The sequence below is a fragment of the Actinomadura sp. NBRC 104425 genome, from assembly GCF_030269545.1.
In the GTDB taxonomy this organism is placed as follows: domain Bacteria; phylum Actinomycetota; class Actinomycetes; order Streptosporangiales; family Streptosporangiaceae; genus Spirillospora; species Spirillospora keratinilytica.
The window spans coordinates 247,761-266,781 of sequence record NZ_BSTN01000002.1; the positions used below are offsets into that span (position 1 = coordinate 247,761).

Consider the following 19,021-nt stretch of genomic DNA (forward strand, 5'->3'; position numbering starts at 1 on the left):
AGAAAAGGCAGAGCCCTCTGGGCTCCGCCTTCGCCGGCTCCGGGGTCGTCGCCAGGTCAGCCCGCGCCGACCGGCTCACCCGGAGCCGGCTGCATAAACGCGGGATAGCGACGGTTCACGCCCGTCATCGTAGGCTCCGCCGTCCCCGACACGCCAACCCACGGGAGGAACATCTCGCCTGTTGAGACGACTCGGGGCGGCCCGGGGCGGCCCGGAGGGTTCGGAGGGCCTTGCTTCAGAGGGCCTTGCGCATCCAGATGTGCGGGATGCCCGCCTCGATGTCCTCCTCGCCGTACGCCTCGTACCCGAGCCGCTCGTAGAACGCGCGCACCGCCGTCTGCGCGTGCAGCTCCACCGACCGCAGCCCCTCCTCCCGCGCGCGCTGCTCGACCGCGCGCACCAGCGCGGCGCCCAAGCCGGCCCCCCGCGTCTCCGGCAGCACCGCCAGCCGCCCCAGGACACCGCAGCCGTCGCGGCGCAGCATCCGCGCCGTGCCCACGGGACGGCCGTCCAGGCGGGCCAGGAAGTGGTCTGCGTCCGCGTCGTGCTCGTCCAGCTCCAGTTCCGGCGGCACGCCCTGCTCGCCGACGAAGACCCGCAGCCGGATCTCCTCGGCGGCGGCTCGCTCCTGCGGGCCGGTGACCAGCGAGATCTGCATCCTCCTATGATGTCAGTCGTGTCGCAGGAAGTCGCTCATTACTGGCGGCATCCCGTTCTGCCCGACGTGGACCTGCTGCAGGCCCGCTACGTCACCCACCGCTTCGGCCGTCACACCCATGACGGGTACGTCATCGCCCTCATCGAGGCCGGGGTGGAGGCGTTCGAGCACGCGGGCAGCACCGAGCGCGCCCCCAAGGGCTCCCTCGCCGTGCTCAACCCCGGCGTGGTGCACACCGGGTACGCGGGCGCGCCGGGCGGGTGGGCCTACCGGGTGCTGTACCCGGCGGTGGGCGTCGTCGCCGACGTCGCCGCCGAGCTGGGAGCCCGGGCGGGCACCCCCTACTTCCCCGACACCGTCATCGAGCGGACGCCCGTCGCCACCCTGGTCCGCGCCGCCCACCGCGCCGGCGAGGGCGGCGACGCCCTGGCGGCCTCCTCGCTGCTGCGCACCGCCCTGGGGGCCCTGCTGCGCCACCACGCCCGCGACATGCCCGCCGAGCGCGGGGCGGCCTGGCCTGCGTCCGTGCGCGCCGCCCGCGACATCCTGCACGACCGCCTGGTGGACCCGCCCACGCTGGAGGAGCTGGCCGAGGCCGTGGGCACGCGCCCGTTCCGCCTCGTCCGGGCGTTCCGGGCCGCGACGGGCCTGCCGCCGCACGCCTACCTCAACCAGGTGCGCGTGCGGCGCGCGCGGGGGCTGCTCGACAGGGGGCTGAGCCCGGCGGAGGTGGCCGCCCGCACGGGCTTCGCCGACCAGTCCCATCTCACGCGCCACTTCAAACGCGTCGTCGGCGTGCCGCCCGGCGCCTACCAGCACGCCCGCGGCGTCGCCCGATCCCGGTCGGCCCCGCGGGACACGGGGCCGACATCCGGTTGATCAGCCTAAAAAGGGCAGGTTGGGGACGTGGTGGGGCGAACGCGGGGTGAACGGGCATCCCGGAGTGTCGGGGCGCGAGGTGTCCGAGGGGCGGGTTAGGCTCTCAGAGCCGCGCCGTCCCGGGCGCTCACCCGGGCGGCGGACTCCCCCGGAACGGATAATCCAGCCACGCACCGGCGGTGCGTGCGCGGTCGCGTGCATTCAGGAGGCGCAGCGGGCATGGCGGACTCGTTCGTCCATCTTCACGTTCATACCGAGTACTCCATGCTGGACGGGGCGGCCCGGCTGAAGCAGCTGTTCGAAGAGGTCCAGCGGCAGAAGATGCCCGCGATCGCCATGACCGACCACGGCAACATGCACGGCGCCTACGACTTCTGGAAGCACGCCAAGGACGCCGGCGTGACCCCCGTGATCGGCATCGAGGCGTACATGGCGCCCGAGTCGCGCTTCCACAAGAAGAAGGTCCAGTGGGGCGAGCCCAGCCAGAAGCGCGACGACGTGTCCGGCGGCGGTCTGATCAACCACAAGACCATCTGGGCCCGCGACAACACCGGCCTGCACAACCTGTTCAAGCTGTCCAGCCGCTCCTACACCGAGGGCTTCGTGTTCAAGTACGCCCGCATGGACGAGGAGCTGCTGGCCGAGCACGCCGACGGGCTGATGGCGACCACCGGCTGCCCGTCGGGCAAGATCCAGACGCGGCTGCGGCTGGGGCAGTTCGACGAGGCGCTCAAGGCGGCCGCCACCTTCCAGGACATCTTCGGCAAGGAGAACTACTTCCTGGAGCTGATGGACCACGGCCTGGAGATCGAGCGCCGCGTCCGCGACGGTCTGATCGAGATCGGCAAGAAGCTGAACATCCCGCCGGTGGTCACCAACGACTCGCACTACACCCACGAGAGCGAGGCGACCGCGCACGACGCGCTGCTGTGCGTGCAGGTCGGCAAGCAGCTGGCCGACCCGGACCGGTTCCGGTTCGACGGCACCGGCTACTACATCAAGTCGCCGGAGGAGATGCGCGCCCTGGACGGCTCCGACATCTGGGCCGAGGGCTGCCGCAACACCCTGCTCATCGCCGAGCGGGTGGACACCGCGGGGATGTTCGAGCACCACGACCTGATGCCGCGCTTCCCGGTGCCCGAGGGCGAGACCGAGGAGAGCTGGTTCCGCAAGGAGGTCTGGCGGGGCCTGGAGCGGCGCTTCCCCGACGGCATCCCCGAGCGGTACCGCAAGCAGGCCGAGTACGAGATGGACGTCATCCTCGCCAAGGGGTACCCCTCGTACTTCCTGGTCGTCGCCGACTTCATCAACTGGGCGAAGAACAACGGCATCCTGGTGGGGCCGGGCCGGGGCAGTGCGGCGGGGTCGCTGGTGGCCTACGCGATGGGCATCACCGACCTGGACCCCCTGCCGCACGGGCTCATCTTCGAGCGGTTCCTCAACCCCGAGCGCGCGTCCATGCCCGACATCGACATCGACTTCCCTGAAGACCGGCGCGCCGAGGTCATCCGATACACCACCGAGAAGTGGGGCGAGGACAAGGTCGCCTTCATCGCGACGTTCGGCACCATCAAGGCGAAGGCCGCCATCAAGGACGCGGGACGCGTCCTGGGCTTCCCGTACGCGCTGGGCGACCGCATCTCCAAGGCGTTCCCGCCCGCCGTCATGGGCAAGGACATCCCGCTGTCGGGCATCTTCGACGACAAGCACCCCCGCTACAACGAGGCGGGCGAGCTGCGCAAGCTCTACGAGGAGGAGCCCGACGTCAAGCAGATCATGGACCTGGCGCAGGGCCTGGAGGGCCTGATCCGCCAGACCGGCGTGCACGCCGCCGGGATCATCATGAGCGGTGAGACGATCACCGACCACATCCCGATCATGCGGCGCGACTCCGACGGCGCGATCATCACGCAGTTCGACTACCCGACCTGCGAGACGCTGGGCCTGCTGAAGATGGACTTCCTGGGCCTGCGCAACCTGACGATCATCGACGACGCGCTCAAGGGGATCAAGGTCAACAAGGGCATCGACGTCAACCTGCTCGAACTGCCGCTGGACGACCCCAAGACCTACGAGCTGCTCGGCCGCGGCGACACCCTCGGGGTGTTCCAGTTCGACGGCGGGCCGATGCGGGCGCTGCTGCGGCTGATGAAGCCCGACAACTTCGAGGACATCTCCGCGGTCGGCGCGCTGTACCGGCCGGGCCCGATGGGCGCCAACTCCCACATCAACTACGCGCTGCGCAAGAACGGCCAGCAGGAGATCACCCCGATCCACCCCGAGCTGGAGGAGCCGCTCAAGGACATCCTCGGCACGACCTACGGCCTGATCGTCTATCAGGAGCAGGTCATGTCCATCGCCCAGAAGGTCGCCGGGTACACGCTGGGACAGGCGGACCTGCTGCGCCGGGCCATGGGCAAGAAGAAGAAGGAGGTCCTCGACAAGGAGTTCAAGCCGTTCTCCGAGGGCATGCGCGAGCGCGGCTACTCCGACGATGCGATCAAGACGCTGTGGGACATCCTGGTCCCGTTCTCCGACTACGCGTTCAACAAGGCGCACAGCGCCGCCTACGGCCTGGTGTCGTACTGGACGGCGTACCTGAAGGCCAACTACCCGGCCGAGTACATGGCGGCGCTGCTGACCTCCGTCGGCGACGACAAGGACAAGAGCGCGCTGTACCTCAACGAGTGCCGCCGCATGGGCCTGACCGTCCTGCCGCCGGACGTCAACACCTCCGACGCCGACTTCACCCCGATGGGCGACAAGGAGATCCGGTTCGGCCTGTCGGCGGTCCGCAACGTCGGCGCCAACGTCGTCGAGGGCATCATCGCGGCGCGCCGGGAGAAGGGCGCCTTCACCGACTTCAACGACTTCCTCAACAAGGTCCCGCCGCAGGTGTGCAACAAGCGGGTCGTCGAGTCGCTGATCAAGGCGGGCGCGTTCGACGAGCTGGGGCACCGGCGCCGGGCGCTGCTGATGGTGCACGAGCAGGCCATCGACTCGGTCGTCGACATCAAGCGCAAGGAGGCCATCGGCCAGGACTCGCTGTTCGGGGCCCTGGAGGAGGACGCCGGCGGCGGCGCGTTCGCCGTGGCCGTCCCCGACGTCGACGAGTGGGACAAGACCACGCTGCTGTCGTTCGAGCGGGAGATGCTCGGCCTGTACGTCTCCGACCACCCGCTGCTGGGCGTCGAGCACATCCTGGAGCGCGAGGCCGACTGCACGATCGCCGCGCTGAGCGAGGGCGAGCGGCCCGACGGCCAGGTGGTGATCGTGGCGGGCCTGCTGTCGGGCCTGCAGCGCAAGGTCACCAAGCAGGGCAACTCGTGGGCCATGTTCCAGCTGGAGGACCTGGGCGGGTCCATCGAGGTGATGTGCTTCCCGTCCACCTACCAGCTGTGCTCCACGCTGCTGACCGAGGACGCCATCCTGGTGGTCAAGGGCCGCGTCGACAAGCGCGAGGACGTCGCCAAGCTCATCGCCATGGAGGTGACCCAGCCGGACCTGACCGTCACCGAGGGGTCGGGCCCGCTGGCCGTCACCATGCCGATCACCCGGTGCACGCCGCCGGTGGTGGCGCGCCTGAAGGAGGTCCTCACCGACCACCCGGGCACGTCCGAGGTGCACCTGCACGTGCAGAACGGCCCGCGCACCACGGTGGTCCGCCTGGACGACCGGCTGCGCGTCGCCCCGTCCCCGGCGCTGATGGGCGACCTCAAGCAGCTTCTCGGCCCGTCCTGCCTGGGCTGACTCGGCTTGGCGGCGGAAGGCCGCCGTCCGCCGGGCTCCGGCCCGCGGACGGCGGCCTTGTCGCATGCCTTTCCCGTCTGCGCCCGCGGCGCGGGGCTACGGGGTGACCGGTGTCCTGGGCGCGGCGGGGGCCGGCTGTTCGGCGTGCCAGTCCATGAAGCGGCCCAGGTCGTCGAAGCGGGCGCGGGCCACGCCGCCGCCGGGCAGCCGGGCCTCGGTCATGCCGGCCGTCTCGCGGAAGGGCACGCGGTGGTGGCTGAGCAGCCGCGCGAGGGTGAGCTGCGGGTGGTGCGGGAACAGGCTGACCGCGTTCGTCAGCAGCCGCGGCACCGGCACCGGATCCCAGGCGGCGGGGGGCGCCTGCGGGTCGTCGACGTGCAGGTAGGCCGACCCGCCGTCGTAGCCGGCGCCGATGTAGCCGCCTCCGCCGAGCACGCCCCCGGCGGCCATGGCGATCAGCTCGCCGCCGTGCCCCGCCGGGCCGGTGTACCAGGACAGGTCGATCTCGGGCGTGGTGAACTCGGGGATGCCGAGCCGCTCGCCGAGGCCGCGGATGACCAGGGTCGGCTCGACGGACGGGTGGTCGTCGCCGAACTGCGGGTTGGCCCAGCCCCACAGCCAGGTGCGTTCGCGGGCGGCGTAGCTGCCGAGCAGCGACACCCGGACCGTGACGCCGCCGCTGGTATAGGTGCGGGCGGTCAGGTCGGCGCTCCAGTCCTCGCGGGGGAGGAACTCGGCGAGCGTCTCCTGCTGCTGGAGGACGACCGCGGCGAGGGCGGCGCCGAAGCGCTGGAACGCAGGACTGAATCCGGACATGTCGGGCACATTATCCCAAGGAAACGGCCGCTCTGGGGCGGGAATCGGACACCACACGGCAGTCGATCGGCTGACCTGGACAGGCTAGGCTTTCGCTGTCAGGAGACATCACGTCTCGCAAGGGGACGCACGGCCATACCAGGGAGCGTACGAGGTGCGGCGACCGACGGGGAGCGCCTTGCGGACCTGTGCGGTCATCACCCTCCTCGTGGCGGTGCTCGGAGTGCCCGCCGGGCTGCTGTGGGCCTGGCTCGCCCCCGACGTGACCTTCGTCGTCGTCCGCGGCCAGGCGCTGCCGCTCGACCCCGAAGGCCAGGGACCCATCGCCGCCGACGGGACGTTCGCGCTCATCGCGCTCGTGGCCGGGCTGGTCTGCGGGTCGCTGGCCTACCTGGCCGGAGGACGCGGCAACGACATCCCGCTGCTGCTCGGCCTGACCGCGGGCGGACTGGCCGCCTCGCTGCTGGCCTGGCGGGTCGGCCACCAGGTGGGCCTCGCCGAGTACGAGCGCGCGCTGCGCACCGCCCGCGACGGACGCACCGTCACCGGCGTGGCCGACCTGCGCGCCACCGGCGTGCTGGTGTTCTGGCCGCTGCTGGCCGTCGCCGCCTACGCCGTGGCCGAGCTGCTCGTCCGCCGGCTACCCGGTGCGCGCGACCTCGGCGACCTTTGCGCCGATGAGCCGGAGCAGATCGCCGGGGGACAGCTCGATCTGCAGGCCGCGCCGGCCGGCCGAGACGTAGACGGTCGCGAACCCTGACGCCGAGGCGTCCACCACGGTCGGCAGCCGGCGGCGCTGCCCCAGCGGGCTGATGCCGCCCACGACGTACCCGGTGGCGCGTTCGGCGTCGGAGGGGTCGGCCATGCGGGCCTTCTTCCCGCCGACCGCGGCCGCGAGCGCCTTGAGGTCGAGCGTGGCCGACACCGGCACCACGGCCACGGTCAGCCGCCCGTCGACCTCCGCCACCAGGGTCTTGAACAGCCGTTCGTGCGGTACGCCCAGGGCGTCGGCCGCGGCCCGCCCGTAGCCGTCGGCCGCGGGGTCGGCCTCGTAGGAGTGCAGGGTGAAGTCGATGCCGGCCTGCGACGCCGCCACGGTCGCGGGCGTGCCGCCGGCCTTGGCCTTCTTCCTGGACGGGGATCCGGCTGGGCTCATGCGGCCAGTCTGCCGACCGCACCGCACCCGGCGCACGCCGGTTTCGGGGTGCGGGCCCGCTCAGTTCGGGTTGAACGCGCCGTCCAGGAACTGCCCGGCGGGCACGGTCGGCAGCATGTCCAGCAGCCGCGTCTCGCGCACCAGCAGCTCCCGCTCGGCGCGCAGCCGCCGCGCCGCGTCCTCGGCCTCCAGCAGCCGCTGCTTGTCGGGGCCGTCCAGCACCACGGCGGCGGCGATCAGGTACGACAGCCGCACCGGGTCCTCCGGCAGGTCCACCGGCTCGGCGATCTCCGCGCCCGCGGCGGCCAGCCGGTGCCGGTACAGCTGGAACAGCAGCCGCACCCGTTGCGCCAGCGGCTCGGCGTCCGCGCCCGCCTCCTCGGGCAGGAACTCCACGTCGCCGCACAGGTAGGGCAGCGACCGGTCGATCCGCTCGAGCCGGAAGCGGCGGCCGCCGACGGTGACGACGTCGAAGCGCCCGTCGGGGTGCGGGGTGACGGCGTGCACCTCGGCGACGCAGCCGACCTCCGCCAGGCGGCGCGCCGACTCGGCGCCCACCTCGTGGCCGAGCTCGATGCCGACCACGCCGAACCGGCGCGGCTCGGGGCGCTCCAGCAGGTCGCGCACGAGCAGGCGGTAGCGCTCCTCGAACAGGTGCAGCGGCAGCACCAGGCCGGGGAACAGCACCGTGCCCAGCGGGAACAGCGGAAGCCGTTCGGTCACCGTTCCTCCTGGTCGCCTCCGGCCCCCCTCGGAGCCGTCGCGGCCGCGCCCCTGCCGCCGTGCGGCGGCCACGGGGTCAGGGTACGTCCGGCCCCGGTGATCAAAAAGGTTGACATTGTCACAGTCTGAAGCCTGGCGCCGCGCCGTCCGGCACCGGGCCACTGGTCGCGATTGGCCCTACCGCCGCCCCGGACGCGGCGGTTAGCGTCGCGGCATGAGGATGCTGGTCGTCGACGCGTTCACCGATCGCCCGTTCGCCGGCAACCCCGCCGGGGTCTGCCTGCTGGACGAGGCGGCCGACCCCGCCTGGATGCAGCGGGTGGCGGCGGAGATGAGGCATTCGGAGACGGCGTTCGTCCGCCCCGTCGGCGAGGAGTTCGAGCTGCGGTGGTTCACGCCGCAGGTGGAGGTGGCGCTGTGCGGCCACGCCACCCTGGCGAGCGGGCACGCCCTGTACGAGACGGGCACGGTCCCCGAAGACCGGCCCATCCGCTTCCGCACCCTGCACAGCGGCGTGCTCACCGTCACCCGCACCGGCGACGGCGAGCTCGGCATGGACTTCCCCGCCGCGCCGCCGGAACCGGTGGACGCGCCCGAGGGGCTCGCCGAGGCGCTCGGCACGCCGTTCTCCTGGGTCGGCCGCACCTGCCAGCCCGACCTGCTGGTGCGGGTGGCCGACGAGGCCGCCGTCCGCAAGCTCACCCCCGACATCGCCGCGCTCGCCCGCCTCGACGCGCGGGTCGTCATCGTCACGGCCCCCGCGGACCCGGGCGCCCGGCACGACTTCGCGTCCCGCGTGTTCGGCCCGGCGGTCGGCGTCGACGAGGACCCGGTGACCGGCTCGGCGCACTGCGCGCTCGCCCCCTACTGGAGCGCCGAGCTGGGGCGCGACACCTTGCTCGGCCACCAGGCGTCCGAACGCGGCGGCGACGTGCGGACCGTCCTGCGCGGCGACCGGGTGACGCTGCTGGGACGCGCCGTCACCGTCCTCGACGGCACCTTCCGGGCGTGACGCCGCACACCCATTCGGCCTCCCGCAAGCCCTTCCACCTGCGCGTCTCGTTGGCTGAGACGGTGCGCGGGGGCCCCGCGGCACTCCGTAGACTGGACGGGTGATTTCCCGTATCGACCTGCGCGGCTCGCTGCCCGGCGATTTGCGCGACGTGCTGCCCCGTGCCGATCTCGACGTCGAGGCCGCCCTGGAGAAGGTGCGGCCGATCTGCGAGGACGTGCGGCATAGGGGCTCGGCCGCGGTACGGGAGCACACCAAGACCTTCGACGGGGTCGACCTGGAGTCCGCCCGCGTCCCGGCCGAGGCGATCGAGGCGGCGTTGAAGGCGCTCGACCCGGCCGTGCGGGACGCGCTGGAGGAGTCGATCCGCCGCGCCCGCCTGGTGCACCGCGACCAGCGCCGCACCGACGTCACCACGCAGGTCGTGCCCGGCGGCACCGTCACCGAGCGGTGGGTGCCGGTGGGCCGCGTCGGGCTGTACGTGCCGGGCGGGCGGGCCGTCTACCCGTCCAGCGTGGTCATGAACGTGGTGCCCGCCCAGGAGGCCGGAGTGCCCTCCCTGGCGGTGGCCTCCCCGCCCCAGGCGGACGGTTCCGGCGGCGGGCTCCCGCACCCGACGATCCTGGCGGCCTGCGCGCTGCTCGGCGTGGACGAGGTCTACGCGGTCGGCGGCGCCCAGGCGATCGCGATGTTCGCCTACGGCACCGACGAGTGCCCCCGCGCCGACCTGGTCACCGGGCCCGGCAACGTGTACGTCGCGGCGGCCAAGCGGCTGCTCAAGGGCGTGATCGGCATCGACTCCGAGGCCGGCCCGACCGAGATCGCGATCCTCGCCGACGGCACCGCCGATCCGGTGCACGTGGCCGCCGACCTGATCAGCCAGGCCGAGCACGACACGCTCGCCGCCGCCGTGCTGGTCACCACCGCTCCCGAGCTGGCCGACGCGGTGGAGCGCGAGCTCAAGGCGCAGGTCGCCCGCACCCGCCACGTCCAGCGGATCACCGAGGCGCTGGCCGGGCGGCAGTCCGGCATCGTCCTGGTCGACGACATCGACGCCGGCCTCGCCGTGGTCGACGCCTACGCCGCCGAGCACCTGGAGATCCACACCGCGGACGCCCGGCAGGTCGCCGCGCGCGTCCGCAACGCCGGAGCGATCTTCATCGGGACGCACGCGCCGGTGTCGCTGGGCGACTACCTGGCCGGGTCCAACCACGTGCTGCCCACCGGCGGCTGCGCCTGCCACTCCTCGGGCCTGTCGGTGCAGTCGTTCCTGCGCGGCATCCACGTCGTCGAGTACGACCGCGACGCCCTCGCCGAGGCCACCGCCCGCGTCGTCGCGCTGGCCGAGGCCGAGGACCTGCCCGCGCACGGCGCCGCGCTCAAGGCCCGCTTCGGCTGGACGATCCCGGGGGAGGGCCGGTGACGTCGCTGTCCGACCTCCCCCTCCGCGACGACCTGCGCGGCAAGGAGCCCTACGGCGCGCCGCAGCTCGACGTGCCCGTCGCGCTCAACACCAACGAGAACCCCTACGGGCCGTCCGAGCGGCTGGTGAAGGCGATCGGCGAGGCCGCCGCCGAGGTCGCCGCGGGACTGAACCGCTACCCCGACCGCGACGCGACGGCGCTGCGCGAGGACCTGGCGGCGTACCTCAACGCCGACACCCCCGGCGCCGGGCTCACCGTGCGGAACGTGTGGGCCGCCAACGGCTCCAACGAGATCATCCAGCAGATCCTGCAGGCGTTCGGCGGGCCGGGCCGCACCGCGCTGGGCTTCGAGCCGTCGTACTCCATGCACCCGATCATCACCCGCGTCACCGCCACCGCCTGGGTGAACGCGCACCGCGACGCCGACTTCGGGATCGACCCCGAGGCCGCCGTCGCGGCGATCGAGCGGCACCGGCCGGACGTGGTGTTCCTCACCTCGCCCAACAACCCGACCGGCACCGCCCTGCCGCCGCGGGTGATCGAGGCGGTGCTGGCGGCGGCGCCGGGCATGGTGGTGGTGGACGAGGCGTACGCCGAGTTCCGCCGCGAGGGCACCCCGTCGGCGCTGACGCTGCTGCCCGGCAACCCGCGGCTGATCGTCACCCGCACCATGTCCAAGGCGTTCGCGATGGCCGGCACCCGCCTGGGCTACCTGGCCGCCGACCCCGCCGTGATCGACGCCCTGCTGCTGGTGCGGCTGCCGTACCACCTGTCGGCGGTGACGCAGGCGGTGGCGCGCGCCGCCGTCGCGCACGGCGACGAGCTGCTGGCCACCGTGGGCCTGCTGCGCCGCGAGCGCGACGCCCTGGTGGCCTGGCTGCGCCGCGAGGGCCTCACCGTGGCCGACTCCGACGCCAACTTCGTGCTGTTCGGCACCTTCCCCGACCGGCGGCGGATCTGGCAGGGCCTGCTCGACCGGGGCGTGCTGATCCGCGAGGTCGGCCCGCCCGAATGGCTGCGGGTCAGCGTCGGCACCCCCGAGGAGATGGCCGCCTTCCGCACCGCACTGAAGGAGATCTTGTGACTGCCCGTATCGGACGCGTCGAACGCGGGACCAAGGAGACCGAGGTCCTGGTCGAGATCGACCTGGACGGCACGGGCCGGGTCGACGTGGCCACCGGCGTCGGGTTCTTCGACCACATGCTGGCCCAGCTCGGCAAGCACGGGTCGTTCGACCTGACCGTCAAGACCAGCGGCGACCTGCACATCGACAGCCACCACACGATCGAGGACACCGCGATCGCGCTGGGCCGGGCGTTCCGGCAGGCGCTCGGCGACAAGACCGGCATCCGCCGCTTCGCCGACGCCTCCGTCCCGCTGGACGAGGCGCTCGCCCAGGTCACCGTGGACATCGCGGGCCGCCCCTACCTGGTGCACTCCGAACCGGACGGCATGGCGCCGATGATCGGGCCGGAGTACGACACCGCGATGACCCGGCACATCCTGGAGTCGTTCGTCGCCAACGCCCAGATCTGCCTGCACGTGCACGTCCCGTACGGCCGCAACGCGCACCACATCGTCGAGGCCCAGTTCAAGGCGCTGGCCCGGGCGCTGCGCGACGCGGTCGCGTTCGACCCGAAGGTGCACGGCATCCCGTCCACCAAGGGGGCCCTGTAGCCGTGGAGGTCGGCGGCCTGGACTTCACCTACGGCAACGTCGCGCTCTTCGGGCTGGCCGTCTTCCTGCTCATGGGCGTCATCAGCTTCCTCCGGCAGGGCCTCAAGGCCGCCGCCGCGGTGGTGTTCGTGCTGATGGCGCTCGCCGCCACCGCGGGGGTGCTGTACCTGTGACCACGAAGATCGTCATTTTGGACTACGGCTCGGGCAACCTGCGCTCGGCCGAGCGGGCGGTCGCCCGGCACGGCGTGGACGTCGAGGTCACCGCCGACTGGGACGCCGCCCTGGCCGCCGACGGGCTGGTCGTGCCCGGGGTCGGCGCGTTCGCCGCGTGCATGGCCGGGCTGCGGTCGGTGCGCGGCGAGCAGATCATCGGGCGGCGGCTGGCGGGCGGCCTTCCCGTGCTGGGCATCTGCGTCGGCATGCAGATCCTGTTCGCCAAGGGCATCGAGCACGGCGTCACCACCGAGGGGTGCGGCGAGTGGCCCGGCACCGTGGACCGGCTGGACGCCCCCGTCGTGCCGCACATGGGATGGAACACCGTCGAGGCGCCCGCCGGCACCGTGCTGTTCCGCGGCATGGACCCCGGCACCCGGTTCTACTTCGTGCACTCCTACGCGGTGCGCCGCTGGGAGCTGGAGCCCGACCCGACGGGACGGCTCGCGCCGCCGCTGGTGACCTGGTCCGAGCACGGCGACCGGTTCGTGGCCGCCGTCGAGAACGGGCCGCTGTGCGCCACCCAGTTCCACCCGGAGAAGTCCGGCGACGCGGGCGCCGAGCTGCTGCGCAACTGGCTGTCCACGCTGCGCTGAGCCGCCCGGCCCGCTCCCCGTTCCCCCGACACCGCGTCCCACCTGCACCGATAGGGTTTCGTTCATGACTCTCACGCTCCTTCCCGCAGTCGACGTCGCCGGCGGCCAGGCCGTCCGCCTGGTCCAGGGCGAGGCGGGCACCGAGACCTCCTACGGCGCCCCGCTGGAGGCCGCCCTGGCCTGGCAGAAGGCGGGAGCGGAGTGGATCCATCTGGTCGACCTGGACGCCGCGTTCGGCCGCGGCTCCAACCGCGAGCTGCTGGCCGAGGTGGTCGGGCGGCTGGACGTGAAGGTGGAGCTGTCCGGCGGCATCCGCGACGACGCGTCCCTGGAGGCGGCCCTGGCGACCGGCTGCGCCCGCGTCAACATCGGCACCGCCGCGCTGGAGAACCCCGAATGGTGCCGCAAGATCATCGCCTCGCACGGCGAGAAGATCGCGGTGGGGCTGGACGTGCGCGGCGACGTGCTGGCCGCCCGCGGCTGGACCCGCGAGGGCGGCGACCTGTGGGAGGTGCTCGACCGGCTGGAGGACGACGGGTGCCCGCGCTACGTCGTCACCGACGTCACCAAGGACGGCACCTTGCGCGGCCCCAACGTCGACCTGCTGCGCCGCGTGTGCGCCCGCACCGACAGGCCCGTCATCGCCTCCGGCGGCGTCTCGTCTCTGGACGACCTGCGCGACATCGCCGCCCTGGTCCCCGAGGGCGTCGAGGGCGCGATCGTGGGCAAGGCGCTGTACGCGGGGGCGTTCACGCTGGAGGAGGCCTTGGAGGCGGTGCGATGAGCCCGCGGGCGAGCAGCGGGGTCGCGGTGCGCGTCATCCCCTGCCTGGACGTCGACGCCGGCCGCGTGGTGAAGGGCGTCAACTTCCAGAACCTGCGCGACGCGGGCGACCCGGTCGAGCTGGCCCGCCGCTACGATGCCGAGGGCGCCGACGAGCTGACCTTCCTGGACATCACCGCGTCCAGCGCCGACCGGTCCACCACCTACGACGTGGTGCGGCGCACCGCCGAGCAGGTGTTCATCCCGCTGACCGTCGGCGGCGGCGTGCGCACCGTCGACGACGTGGACCGGCTGCTGCGCGCGGGTGCCGACAAGGTGTCGGTGAACACCGCCGCGATCGCCCGCCCGGAGTTCCTGCGCGAGGCCGCGCACCGCTTCGGGTCGCAGTGCGTGGTGCTGTCGGTGGACGCCCGCCGCGCCGAGGGCACCCCGTCGGGGTTCGAGGTGACCACGCACGGCGGCCGCCGCGGCACCGGCATCGACGCGCTGGAGTGGGCGCGGCGCGGCGAGGAGCTGGGCGTGGGGGAGATCCTGCTCAACTCCATGGACGCCGACGGCACCAAGGCCGGGTTCGACCTGGAGATGCTGCGCCGGGTCCGCGAGGCGGTCTCCGTGCCGGTGATCGCCAGCGGCGGCGCGGGGGCGCTGGAGCACTTCGCCCCGGCGGTCGACGCGGGCGCCGACGCCGTGCTGGCCGCCAGCGTGTTCCACTTCGGCGACCTGAAGATCTCCGCCGTCAAGGACGCCCTGCGCGCCGCCGGCCACCCCGTCCGCTGAGGCGGCGGGAGGCAAGGGGGCCGGCAAGGGGGCCGGAAGGGGTCAGCACGCCCCGAGATCGGGTGATTCCTCGGCGTCGGGGTCGGAGACGGAGGCCTCGGGCGAGCGTTCCACGACGGGCAGCAGGATCGCCGACGGGTGGTCGGGGTCGTGGAAGACCTCTTGGTCGGCGGGGACGCCCGGGGACGCCGCGGTGGCCAGCGGCTCGCCCGTGCCCGGGTTGACCGCCACCTTCGGGTAGGCGCCGCTGGTGACGTGCACCCGGATCCGGTGGCCGCGGCAGAAGCGGTGCCCGACCGGCCACAGGTCGATCGCCACCCGCCGCACGCCCTGCGTCCCCACCGCCCCGCCGGCCGGATGCTGCGGATCCAGGCGCAGCCCGCCCTCGCAGACGTTGCGGGACGTGCCGTCCGGCGCCACGTCGCACAGCCGCACCAAAAAGTCGGTGTGCTCGCGGCTGGACCGCACGAACAGGTCCGCGACGACGGGCCCGATGAGGTCCAGGTCCTTCTTCAGCGCGGCCGAGGTGAACACCAGCACGTCCCGCCGCTTCTCCAGGGGCCGGTTGTCGACCGGCTTGGACGACCCCAGCAGCGAGGGGCCGCCCAGGGCGGGCGTGGGGTCGGACGGGTCGAACCGGTAGGCGGTGGGCCGGGAGTCCTGCGGCCCGTCCTCGCCGAGCCCTCCGCCCCCGTGCAGGTGCCAGCGTTCCCGCCGCATCCCGGGCGGCGGCCAGTCCCGGTAGTCGCGCCACTCGCGCGCCCCCGTCACGTACAGGCGGACGGGGTTGGCGCGCACGGCCGACAGGTCGCCGCGCAGGTGCGCCTTGAACCAGGCAAGCGCCTCGCGGAACGACACCAGGGTGTGCCGGGCGTCGGCGTGCCACCACGGCCCGATGGTGAGGTACGGGCGGTGCCCCGCGGCCCGCAGCGTCAGGTAGTCCTTGACCTGCCAGGGCAGGAACACGTCGTACCAGCCGCCCAGCAGCGTGACCGGCGCCGCCACCTGCCCGACCGTGCCGCTGAAGTCGCGGCGCCGCCAGTACTCGGCACCGGACTCGTGGTTGGCCAGCAGGTCGCGGTAGAACCGCATCGGCTCCCCGCCCGCCAGCACGTCCAGCTCCGACAGCGGGCGCAGCGAGCGGGCCGCGCGCAGGGCCCGGCGCCGGGACACCAGGGGCGCGGTGAGCAGCCCGAGCGTCGAGGTCTGCCGGCGGGTCAGCTCCGTCCAGCCGAGCGTGGACTCCAGGGCGAAGGAGCCGCCCACGTACGCCGCTTCCCGGAACGAGGACGCGGTGATCTGCAGGGCCATCGCCTTCAGCGCGGGCCCGGCCTCGGCCGCCAGCGCCCACGCCGAGTAGCCGAGGTAGCTGGCCCCGTAGGTGGCGAACGACCCGTCGAACCACGGCTGCTCGCGCAGCCAGGCGACCGTGGCCAGCCCGTCCTCCCGCTCGTTGCCGAGCGGGTCGAACTCGCCCCCCGACCCGAACGTGCCGCGAACGCTCTGCACCAGCAGCTGGAACCCGAACGGCACGAACGGCAGGCCGTTCAGCACGGCGGCGGGGCCGCGCCGCCCGTACGGCGTCCGCACCAGGATGGTGGGCGCGGACCGCGCGCCGCGCGGGACGTACCGGTCGGCCAGCAGCGTCACCCCGTCCGGCATGGTGACCGGGATGTCGCGCTCGACGGTATAGCGGGGGAGGGAGCGGGTCAGGCGGATCGGCGCCGGCGGCAGTCGGTCCAGGCGGTCCCTGAGGGCCATGGGAACTCCGCATCTCGTGGCTACTACCTGGTAATAACGGTATCCGCTGAATCGCCGTCTCGCCACGGCCGCCGCCGCAGGTCATGGCCCCGCCGGACCTCGCTTCGAGACGTTGCGCCATCATGTACTTACGTGACGTGACCGCGAATTCGGGCAGGTCACCACGGGGGCAGGGGCCCGACGGCTGGCATCGGGCGATCACGGGCACGGGGAGGGCCGACAATGTGGGCCGGGCACTACTCGCCGACGGGGCCGCGGGCGCGCGGTGCGCTGCGGAGCGCGGGCCCGCCGCCGGTTCGCCCGGCCGCCGGCTGGTACGCCCTGCCCGTGGCGCTGCTGCTGGCCGCGGTCGCCGGGCTGACGGCCGTGATCGCCGCCACCTGGGACGCCTCCGAGGCCGCCCAGGCCGATCCGGTCGTCGTCGACGGGCGCGGCACGATGCGGCCCGACCTGGCCGCCGGACGCCGCTACCTGCTGTACGTCCCGAGCGGCACGCCCGCGCCCGCCTCGTGCGCGGCCGCCGTCGGTGCGTGGTCGGTGCCGCTCGCGCTGACCAGGTCGGACCCGCGGAGCGCCACCCGCCGGCGCGGCTACCGCTTCGTCGGCTCGTTCCGCGCTCCGGTGTCCGGGCCGACCCGGCTCACCTGCGCGGGCGCCGCCTCCCGCCTGATGATCGCGCCGGACGACGCGGTGCACGGCCTGCTGGGCCTGGCCGCCCTGGCGGCCATGGCCCTGGCCGGCGCCGGCGCGGTGAGCCTCGTGGTGATCTTCGTGCGGCGCCGCCTCACCCGCCGCCGCCTGCTCTACGGCAGGCCCTGAGCCCGGCGCCCGGACGCGCTGCCCGGACGCGGCGCCCGGACGCGGCGCCCGGACGCGCTGCCCGGACGCCGCGCCCCGGTCAGGCCAGGAGGGGCTCGCCGATCCAGCCGCCGGCGCCGCAGCCCGGCGGCACCGCGAAGGCGGCCGACCCCACCGGAGTGATCCACAGGTTGAGCAGGTCGGACTCGGCCAGCCTCCGCTGGACCGGGATGAACTGGCGGTCCAGGTCGGCCTGGTAGGAGACGAACAGCAGCCCCGAGTCGGCCACCCCGTCGGAGCTGACCGCCTCGTCGTAGTTGTAGCTGCGGCGCAGCATGCGCAGCGACGGGTCGCCGGTGCGGGCGAGGCGGATGTGGGCGTTGTCGGAGATGACCGGGAAGCCGTGTTCGTCCTTGGCGGTGAAGTCGGGTTCGTCGTGTTCGGCCTTTCCGGTGAGCGGGGCCCCGGTCTTGATGTCGCGGCCCACGGCGAACGCCTTGGCCGCCTCGTCGGCGGCGTCCCACTTCTCCAGGTTCATGCTGATGCGCCGCAGCACCATGGTGGTGCCGCCGCGCAGCCAGTCCGGTCCGTCGCCGATCCACACGGCCTTGTCCAGGTCGGTGGGCTGGACGGTGCCGTCGAGCTGGCCCATGAGGTTGCGCTGGGTCTGCCCCGCGGGCTGGTTGCGGCGGAACCCGCGCTGGGTCCAGCGCACGGTGGCGAAGTCGCGGGCGTCCTTGACGATCAGGCGCAGCGCGTGGGCGACGGTGACGGCGTCGTCGGCGCAGAGCTGGACGAGCAGGTCGCCGCCGCTCCACCGGTCCTGCAGCCGGTCGGTCGCAAAGCGCGGCAGGTCGAGGTGGGGCTGCCGGTCGCGCAGCCCCGCCTTGGCGAACAGGCCCGGCCCGAATCCGAAGGTGACGGTGAGCCGCGCGGGCAGGTCGGCGAGCTCGGGCTGGGCGTCGGCCAGGCCCGCGCGGCCGGCGGTGAGGCGGCGGGCGTCGTCGGTGAGCAGGCGCATGAGCCGGCCCAGCGCGGCCCGGTCGGTGCCGGGGCGCAGGTCGAACGCGACGAACACCGCGTGGACCTGCGGCTGGGTGACGATGCCGGCCTGGTGCGGGCCGTGGAACGGCTCGACGGCCGGGGTCTTGGCGGGCGCGGGCGCGGCGGGCCGGTCGGCGCGGCAGGCCGCGGTGGCGGCCACCGCCGCCACCGCCCCGCCGACGAACAGGGCCCGCCGGGTGGGATGGCGGTCCATCAGTGGCCCGCCCCGGGCTCGTAGTTCTCGTTGCCGCCCTGGAAGGACTTGCCCAGCGCGGTGAACTCGACCGTGCCGCCGCCCGCGAGGGTGAGGGTGAAGGGGACCCGGTCGCCGGGCCTGATCGGCTTCGCCAGGTCCATGAGCATGATGTGGTAGCCGCCGGGCTTGAGCTCCAGCCTGCCGCCGGCGGGGACGGTGAAGCCGCCCTTGACCGGCCGCATCTTCATCTCGCCGCCGGAGCCTGCGACCTCGTGCAGTTCCACTTCCGGCGAGGCGGGCGTGGCGGCGGAGGTGACGGTGATGGCGGCGCCGGTGGTGTTGACCAGGGTGCCGAACGCGGCGGACATGCCCTTGTCGGCGGTCTTCACCCAGGCGTCGTGGACCGTCAGGGCGGCGGCGCGGCCGGCGGACGCGGCAGACGCGGGAGACGCGGAGGACGCCGCGGGGCTGCTCGGAGCGTCGGCGGCGGGGTCGCCGCCGCAGCCGGCGAGCGCGAGGCAGGCCGCGGCCAGGGGCGCGGCGGCGGTCATGGGGCGGAACGTGGAACGGAACGTGTGACGGAAGCCGTGCACGGCGAAACCCTTCTGGTTCTGGACGCGCGGCGGCATCGGCGGTCCGCGCTCGAGGCGCGGCCGTCCGTGTGCCGGTCGCGGTGGTCGGAAGGAGGCGTCCCGGCGTGATCGACGGGACGGCTCGCACGCCCCGCGTCCGCGGGGCGTGCAGGAACGACGCCCC

Annotated in this window: 19 protein-coding genes; 12 read left to right on the forward strand and 7 right to left on the reverse strand. The window is 73.5% G+C overall.

The annotated features are described in order from the left end of the window. Positions 1-235: 235 nt before the first annotated feature. Positions 236-658, reverse strand: coding sequence for a GNAT family N-acetyltransferase (locus QSK22_RS04280; protein ID WP_285492605.1), 423 nt, complete (start codon positions 656-658; stop codon positions 236-238). 9 nt (positions 659-667) lie between these two features. On the opposite strand from QSK22_RS04280, the gene QSK22_RS04285 reads away from it, so the two are divergent. Both QSK22_RS04285 and dnaE read left to right on the forward strand, forming a co-directional pair. Continuing rightward, positions 668-1,537, forward strand: coding sequence for an AraC family transcriptional regulator (locus tag QSK22_RS04285; RefSeq protein ID WP_285492606.1), 870 nt, complete (start codon positions 668-670; stop codon positions 1,535-1,537). 219 nt (positions 1,538-1,756) lie between these two features. Continuing rightward, positions 1,757-5,287: a DNA polymerase III subunit alpha gene (gene dnaE / locus QSK22_RS04290; protein WP_285492607.1), complete on the forward strand. Its 3,531-nt coding sequence runs from the start codon at positions 1,757-1,759 to the stop codon at positions 5,285-5,287. 96 nt (positions 5,288-5,383) lie between these two features. Here dnaE and QSK22_RS04295 read toward each other — a convergent pair whose 3' ends face one another. After that, on the reverse strand, positions 5,384-6,103 hold the full coding sequence (locus QSK22_RS04295; RefSeq protein ID WP_285492608.1) for a DUF6882 domain-containing protein: 720 nt from the start codon (positions 6,101-6,103) through the stop codon (positions 5,384-5,386). 178 nt (positions 6,104-6,281) lie between these two features. Between QSK22_RS04295 and QSK22_RS04300 the strand changes: the two genes are divergently transcribed. Beyond that, entirely contained in the window at positions 6,282-6,863 is a 582-nt protein-coding gene (locus QSK22_RS04300) for a hypothetical protein (RefSeq protein WP_285492609.1), read from the forward strand. Here the strand turns inward: QSK22_RS04300 and ybaK are convergent. Then, the gene (gene ybaK / locus QSK22_RS04305; RefSeq protein WP_285492610.1) at positions 6,744-7,259 is read right to left on the reverse strand and encodes a Cys-tRNA(Pro) deacylase; all 516 of its coding nucleotides are present in this window, start codon (positions 7,257-7,259) and stop codon (positions 6,744-6,746) included. The two genes, QSK22_RS04300 and ybaK, sit on opposite strands and share 120 nt — an antisense overlap. A 60-nt stretch (positions 7,260-7,319) precedes the next feature. Then, positions 7,320-7,982: an LON peptidase substrate-binding domain-containing protein gene (locus QSK22_RS04310; RefSeq protein ID WP_285492611.1), complete on the reverse strand. Its 663-nt coding sequence runs from the start codon at positions 7,980-7,982 to the stop codon at positions 7,320-7,322. A gap of 214 nt (positions 7,983-8,196) precedes the next feature. Between QSK22_RS04310 and QSK22_RS04315 the strand changes: the two genes are divergently transcribed. The 8 genes from QSK22_RS04315 to hisF all read left to right on the forward strand — a co-directional run bounded on the left by QSK22_RS04315 (position 8,197) and on the right by hisF (position 14,466). Then, positions 8,197-8,994 (forward strand): PhzF family phenazine biosynthesis protein, encoded by a 798-nt coding sequence (locus QSK22_RS04315; RefSeq protein ID WP_285492612.1) that lies wholly within the window; start codon positions 8,197-8,199, stop codon positions 8,992-8,994. A gap of 100 nt (positions 8,995-9,094) precedes the next feature. Next, complete coding sequence (gene hisD / locus QSK22_RS04320; RefSeq protein WP_285492613.1) at positions 9,095-10,417, forward strand: histidinol dehydrogenase; 1,323 nt, start codon at positions 9,095-9,097, stop codon at positions 10,415-10,417. Next, entirely contained in the window at positions 10,414-11,502 is a 1,089-nt protein-coding gene (locus tag QSK22_RS04325; RefSeq protein WP_285492614.1) for a histidinol-phosphate transaminase, read from the forward strand. Before hisD ends, QSK22_RS04325 begins: the two co-directional genes overlap by 4 nt. Beyond that, entirely contained in the window at positions 11,430-12,095 is a 666-nt protein-coding gene (gene hisB / locus QSK22_RS04330) for an imidazoleglycerol-phosphate dehydratase HisB (protein WP_285492615.1), read from the forward strand. The genes QSK22_RS04325 and hisB overlap by 73 nt, the downstream gene beginning before the upstream one ends. 2 nt (positions 12,096-12,097) lie before the next feature. Continuing rightward, a complete protein-coding gene (locus QSK22_RS04335) occupies positions 12,098-12,268 on the forward strand; it encodes a CG2302 family histidine operon protein (RefSeq protein WP_285492616.1) in 171 nt (56 codons plus the stop codon). Then, positions 12,265-12,906 (forward strand): imidazole glycerol phosphate synthase subunit HisH, encoded by a 642-nt coding sequence (gene hisH / locus QSK22_RS04340; RefSeq protein ID WP_285492617.1) that lies wholly within the window; start codon positions 12,265-12,267, stop codon positions 12,904-12,906. The genes QSK22_RS04335 and hisH overlap by 4 nt, the downstream gene beginning before the upstream one ends. 64 nt (positions 12,907-12,970) lie before the next feature. Next, positions 12,971-13,690, forward strand: coding sequence for a bifunctional 1-(5-phosphoribosyl)-5-((5-phosphoribosylamino)methylideneamino)imidazole-4-carboxamide isomerase/phosphoribosylanthranilate isomerase PriA (gene priA / locus QSK22_RS04345; RefSeq protein WP_285492618.1), 720 nt, complete (start codon positions 12,971-12,973; stop codon positions 13,688-13,690). Next, positions 13,687-14,466, forward strand: a complete 780-nt coding sequence (hisF, locus tag QSK22_RS04350) for an imidazole glycerol phosphate synthase subunit HisF (RefSeq protein ID WP_285492619.1) — start codon at positions 13,687-13,689, stop codon at positions 14,464-14,466. Before priA ends, hisF begins: the two co-directional genes overlap by 4 nt. A 42-nt stretch (positions 14,467-14,508) precedes the next feature. On the opposite strand, the gene QSK22_RS04355 is transcribed toward hisF, so the two are convergent. Further along, the gene (locus QSK22_RS04355) at positions 14,509-16,227 is read right to left on the reverse strand and encodes a CocE/NonD family hydrolase (protein ID WP_285492620.1); all 1,719 of its coding nucleotides are present in this window, start codon (positions 16,225-16,227) and stop codon (positions 14,509-14,511) included. Between the two features lie 222 nt (positions 16,228-16,449). On the opposite strand from QSK22_RS04355, the gene QSK22_RS04360 reads away from it, so the two are divergent. Beyond that, positions 16,450-17,046: a hypothetical protein gene (locus QSK22_RS04360; RefSeq protein WP_285492621.1), complete on the forward strand. Its 597-nt coding sequence runs from the start codon at positions 16,450-16,452 to the stop codon at positions 17,044-17,046. Positions 17,047-17,125: 79 nt separating this feature from the next. Here QSK22_RS04360 and QSK22_RS04365 read toward each other — a convergent pair whose 3' ends face one another. Together QSK22_RS04365 and QSK22_RS04370 are read right to left on the reverse strand one after the other, a co-directional pair. Next, positions 17,126-18,283 carry a Dyp-type peroxidase gene (locus QSK22_RS04365; protein WP_285492622.1) on the reverse strand — a complete coding sequence of 386 codons (1,158 nt, stop codon included), beginning with the start codon at positions 18,281-18,283 and terminating at the stop codon, positions 17,126-17,128. Beyond that, positions 18,283-18,816 (reverse strand): copper chaperone PCu(A)C, encoded by a 534-nt coding sequence (locus tag QSK22_RS04370; RefSeq protein WP_285492623.1) that lies wholly within the window; start codon positions 18,814-18,816, stop codon positions 18,283-18,285. Before QSK22_RS04370 ends, QSK22_RS04365 begins: the two co-directional genes overlap by 1 nt. Positions 18,817-19,021 lie beyond the last annotated feature (205 nt).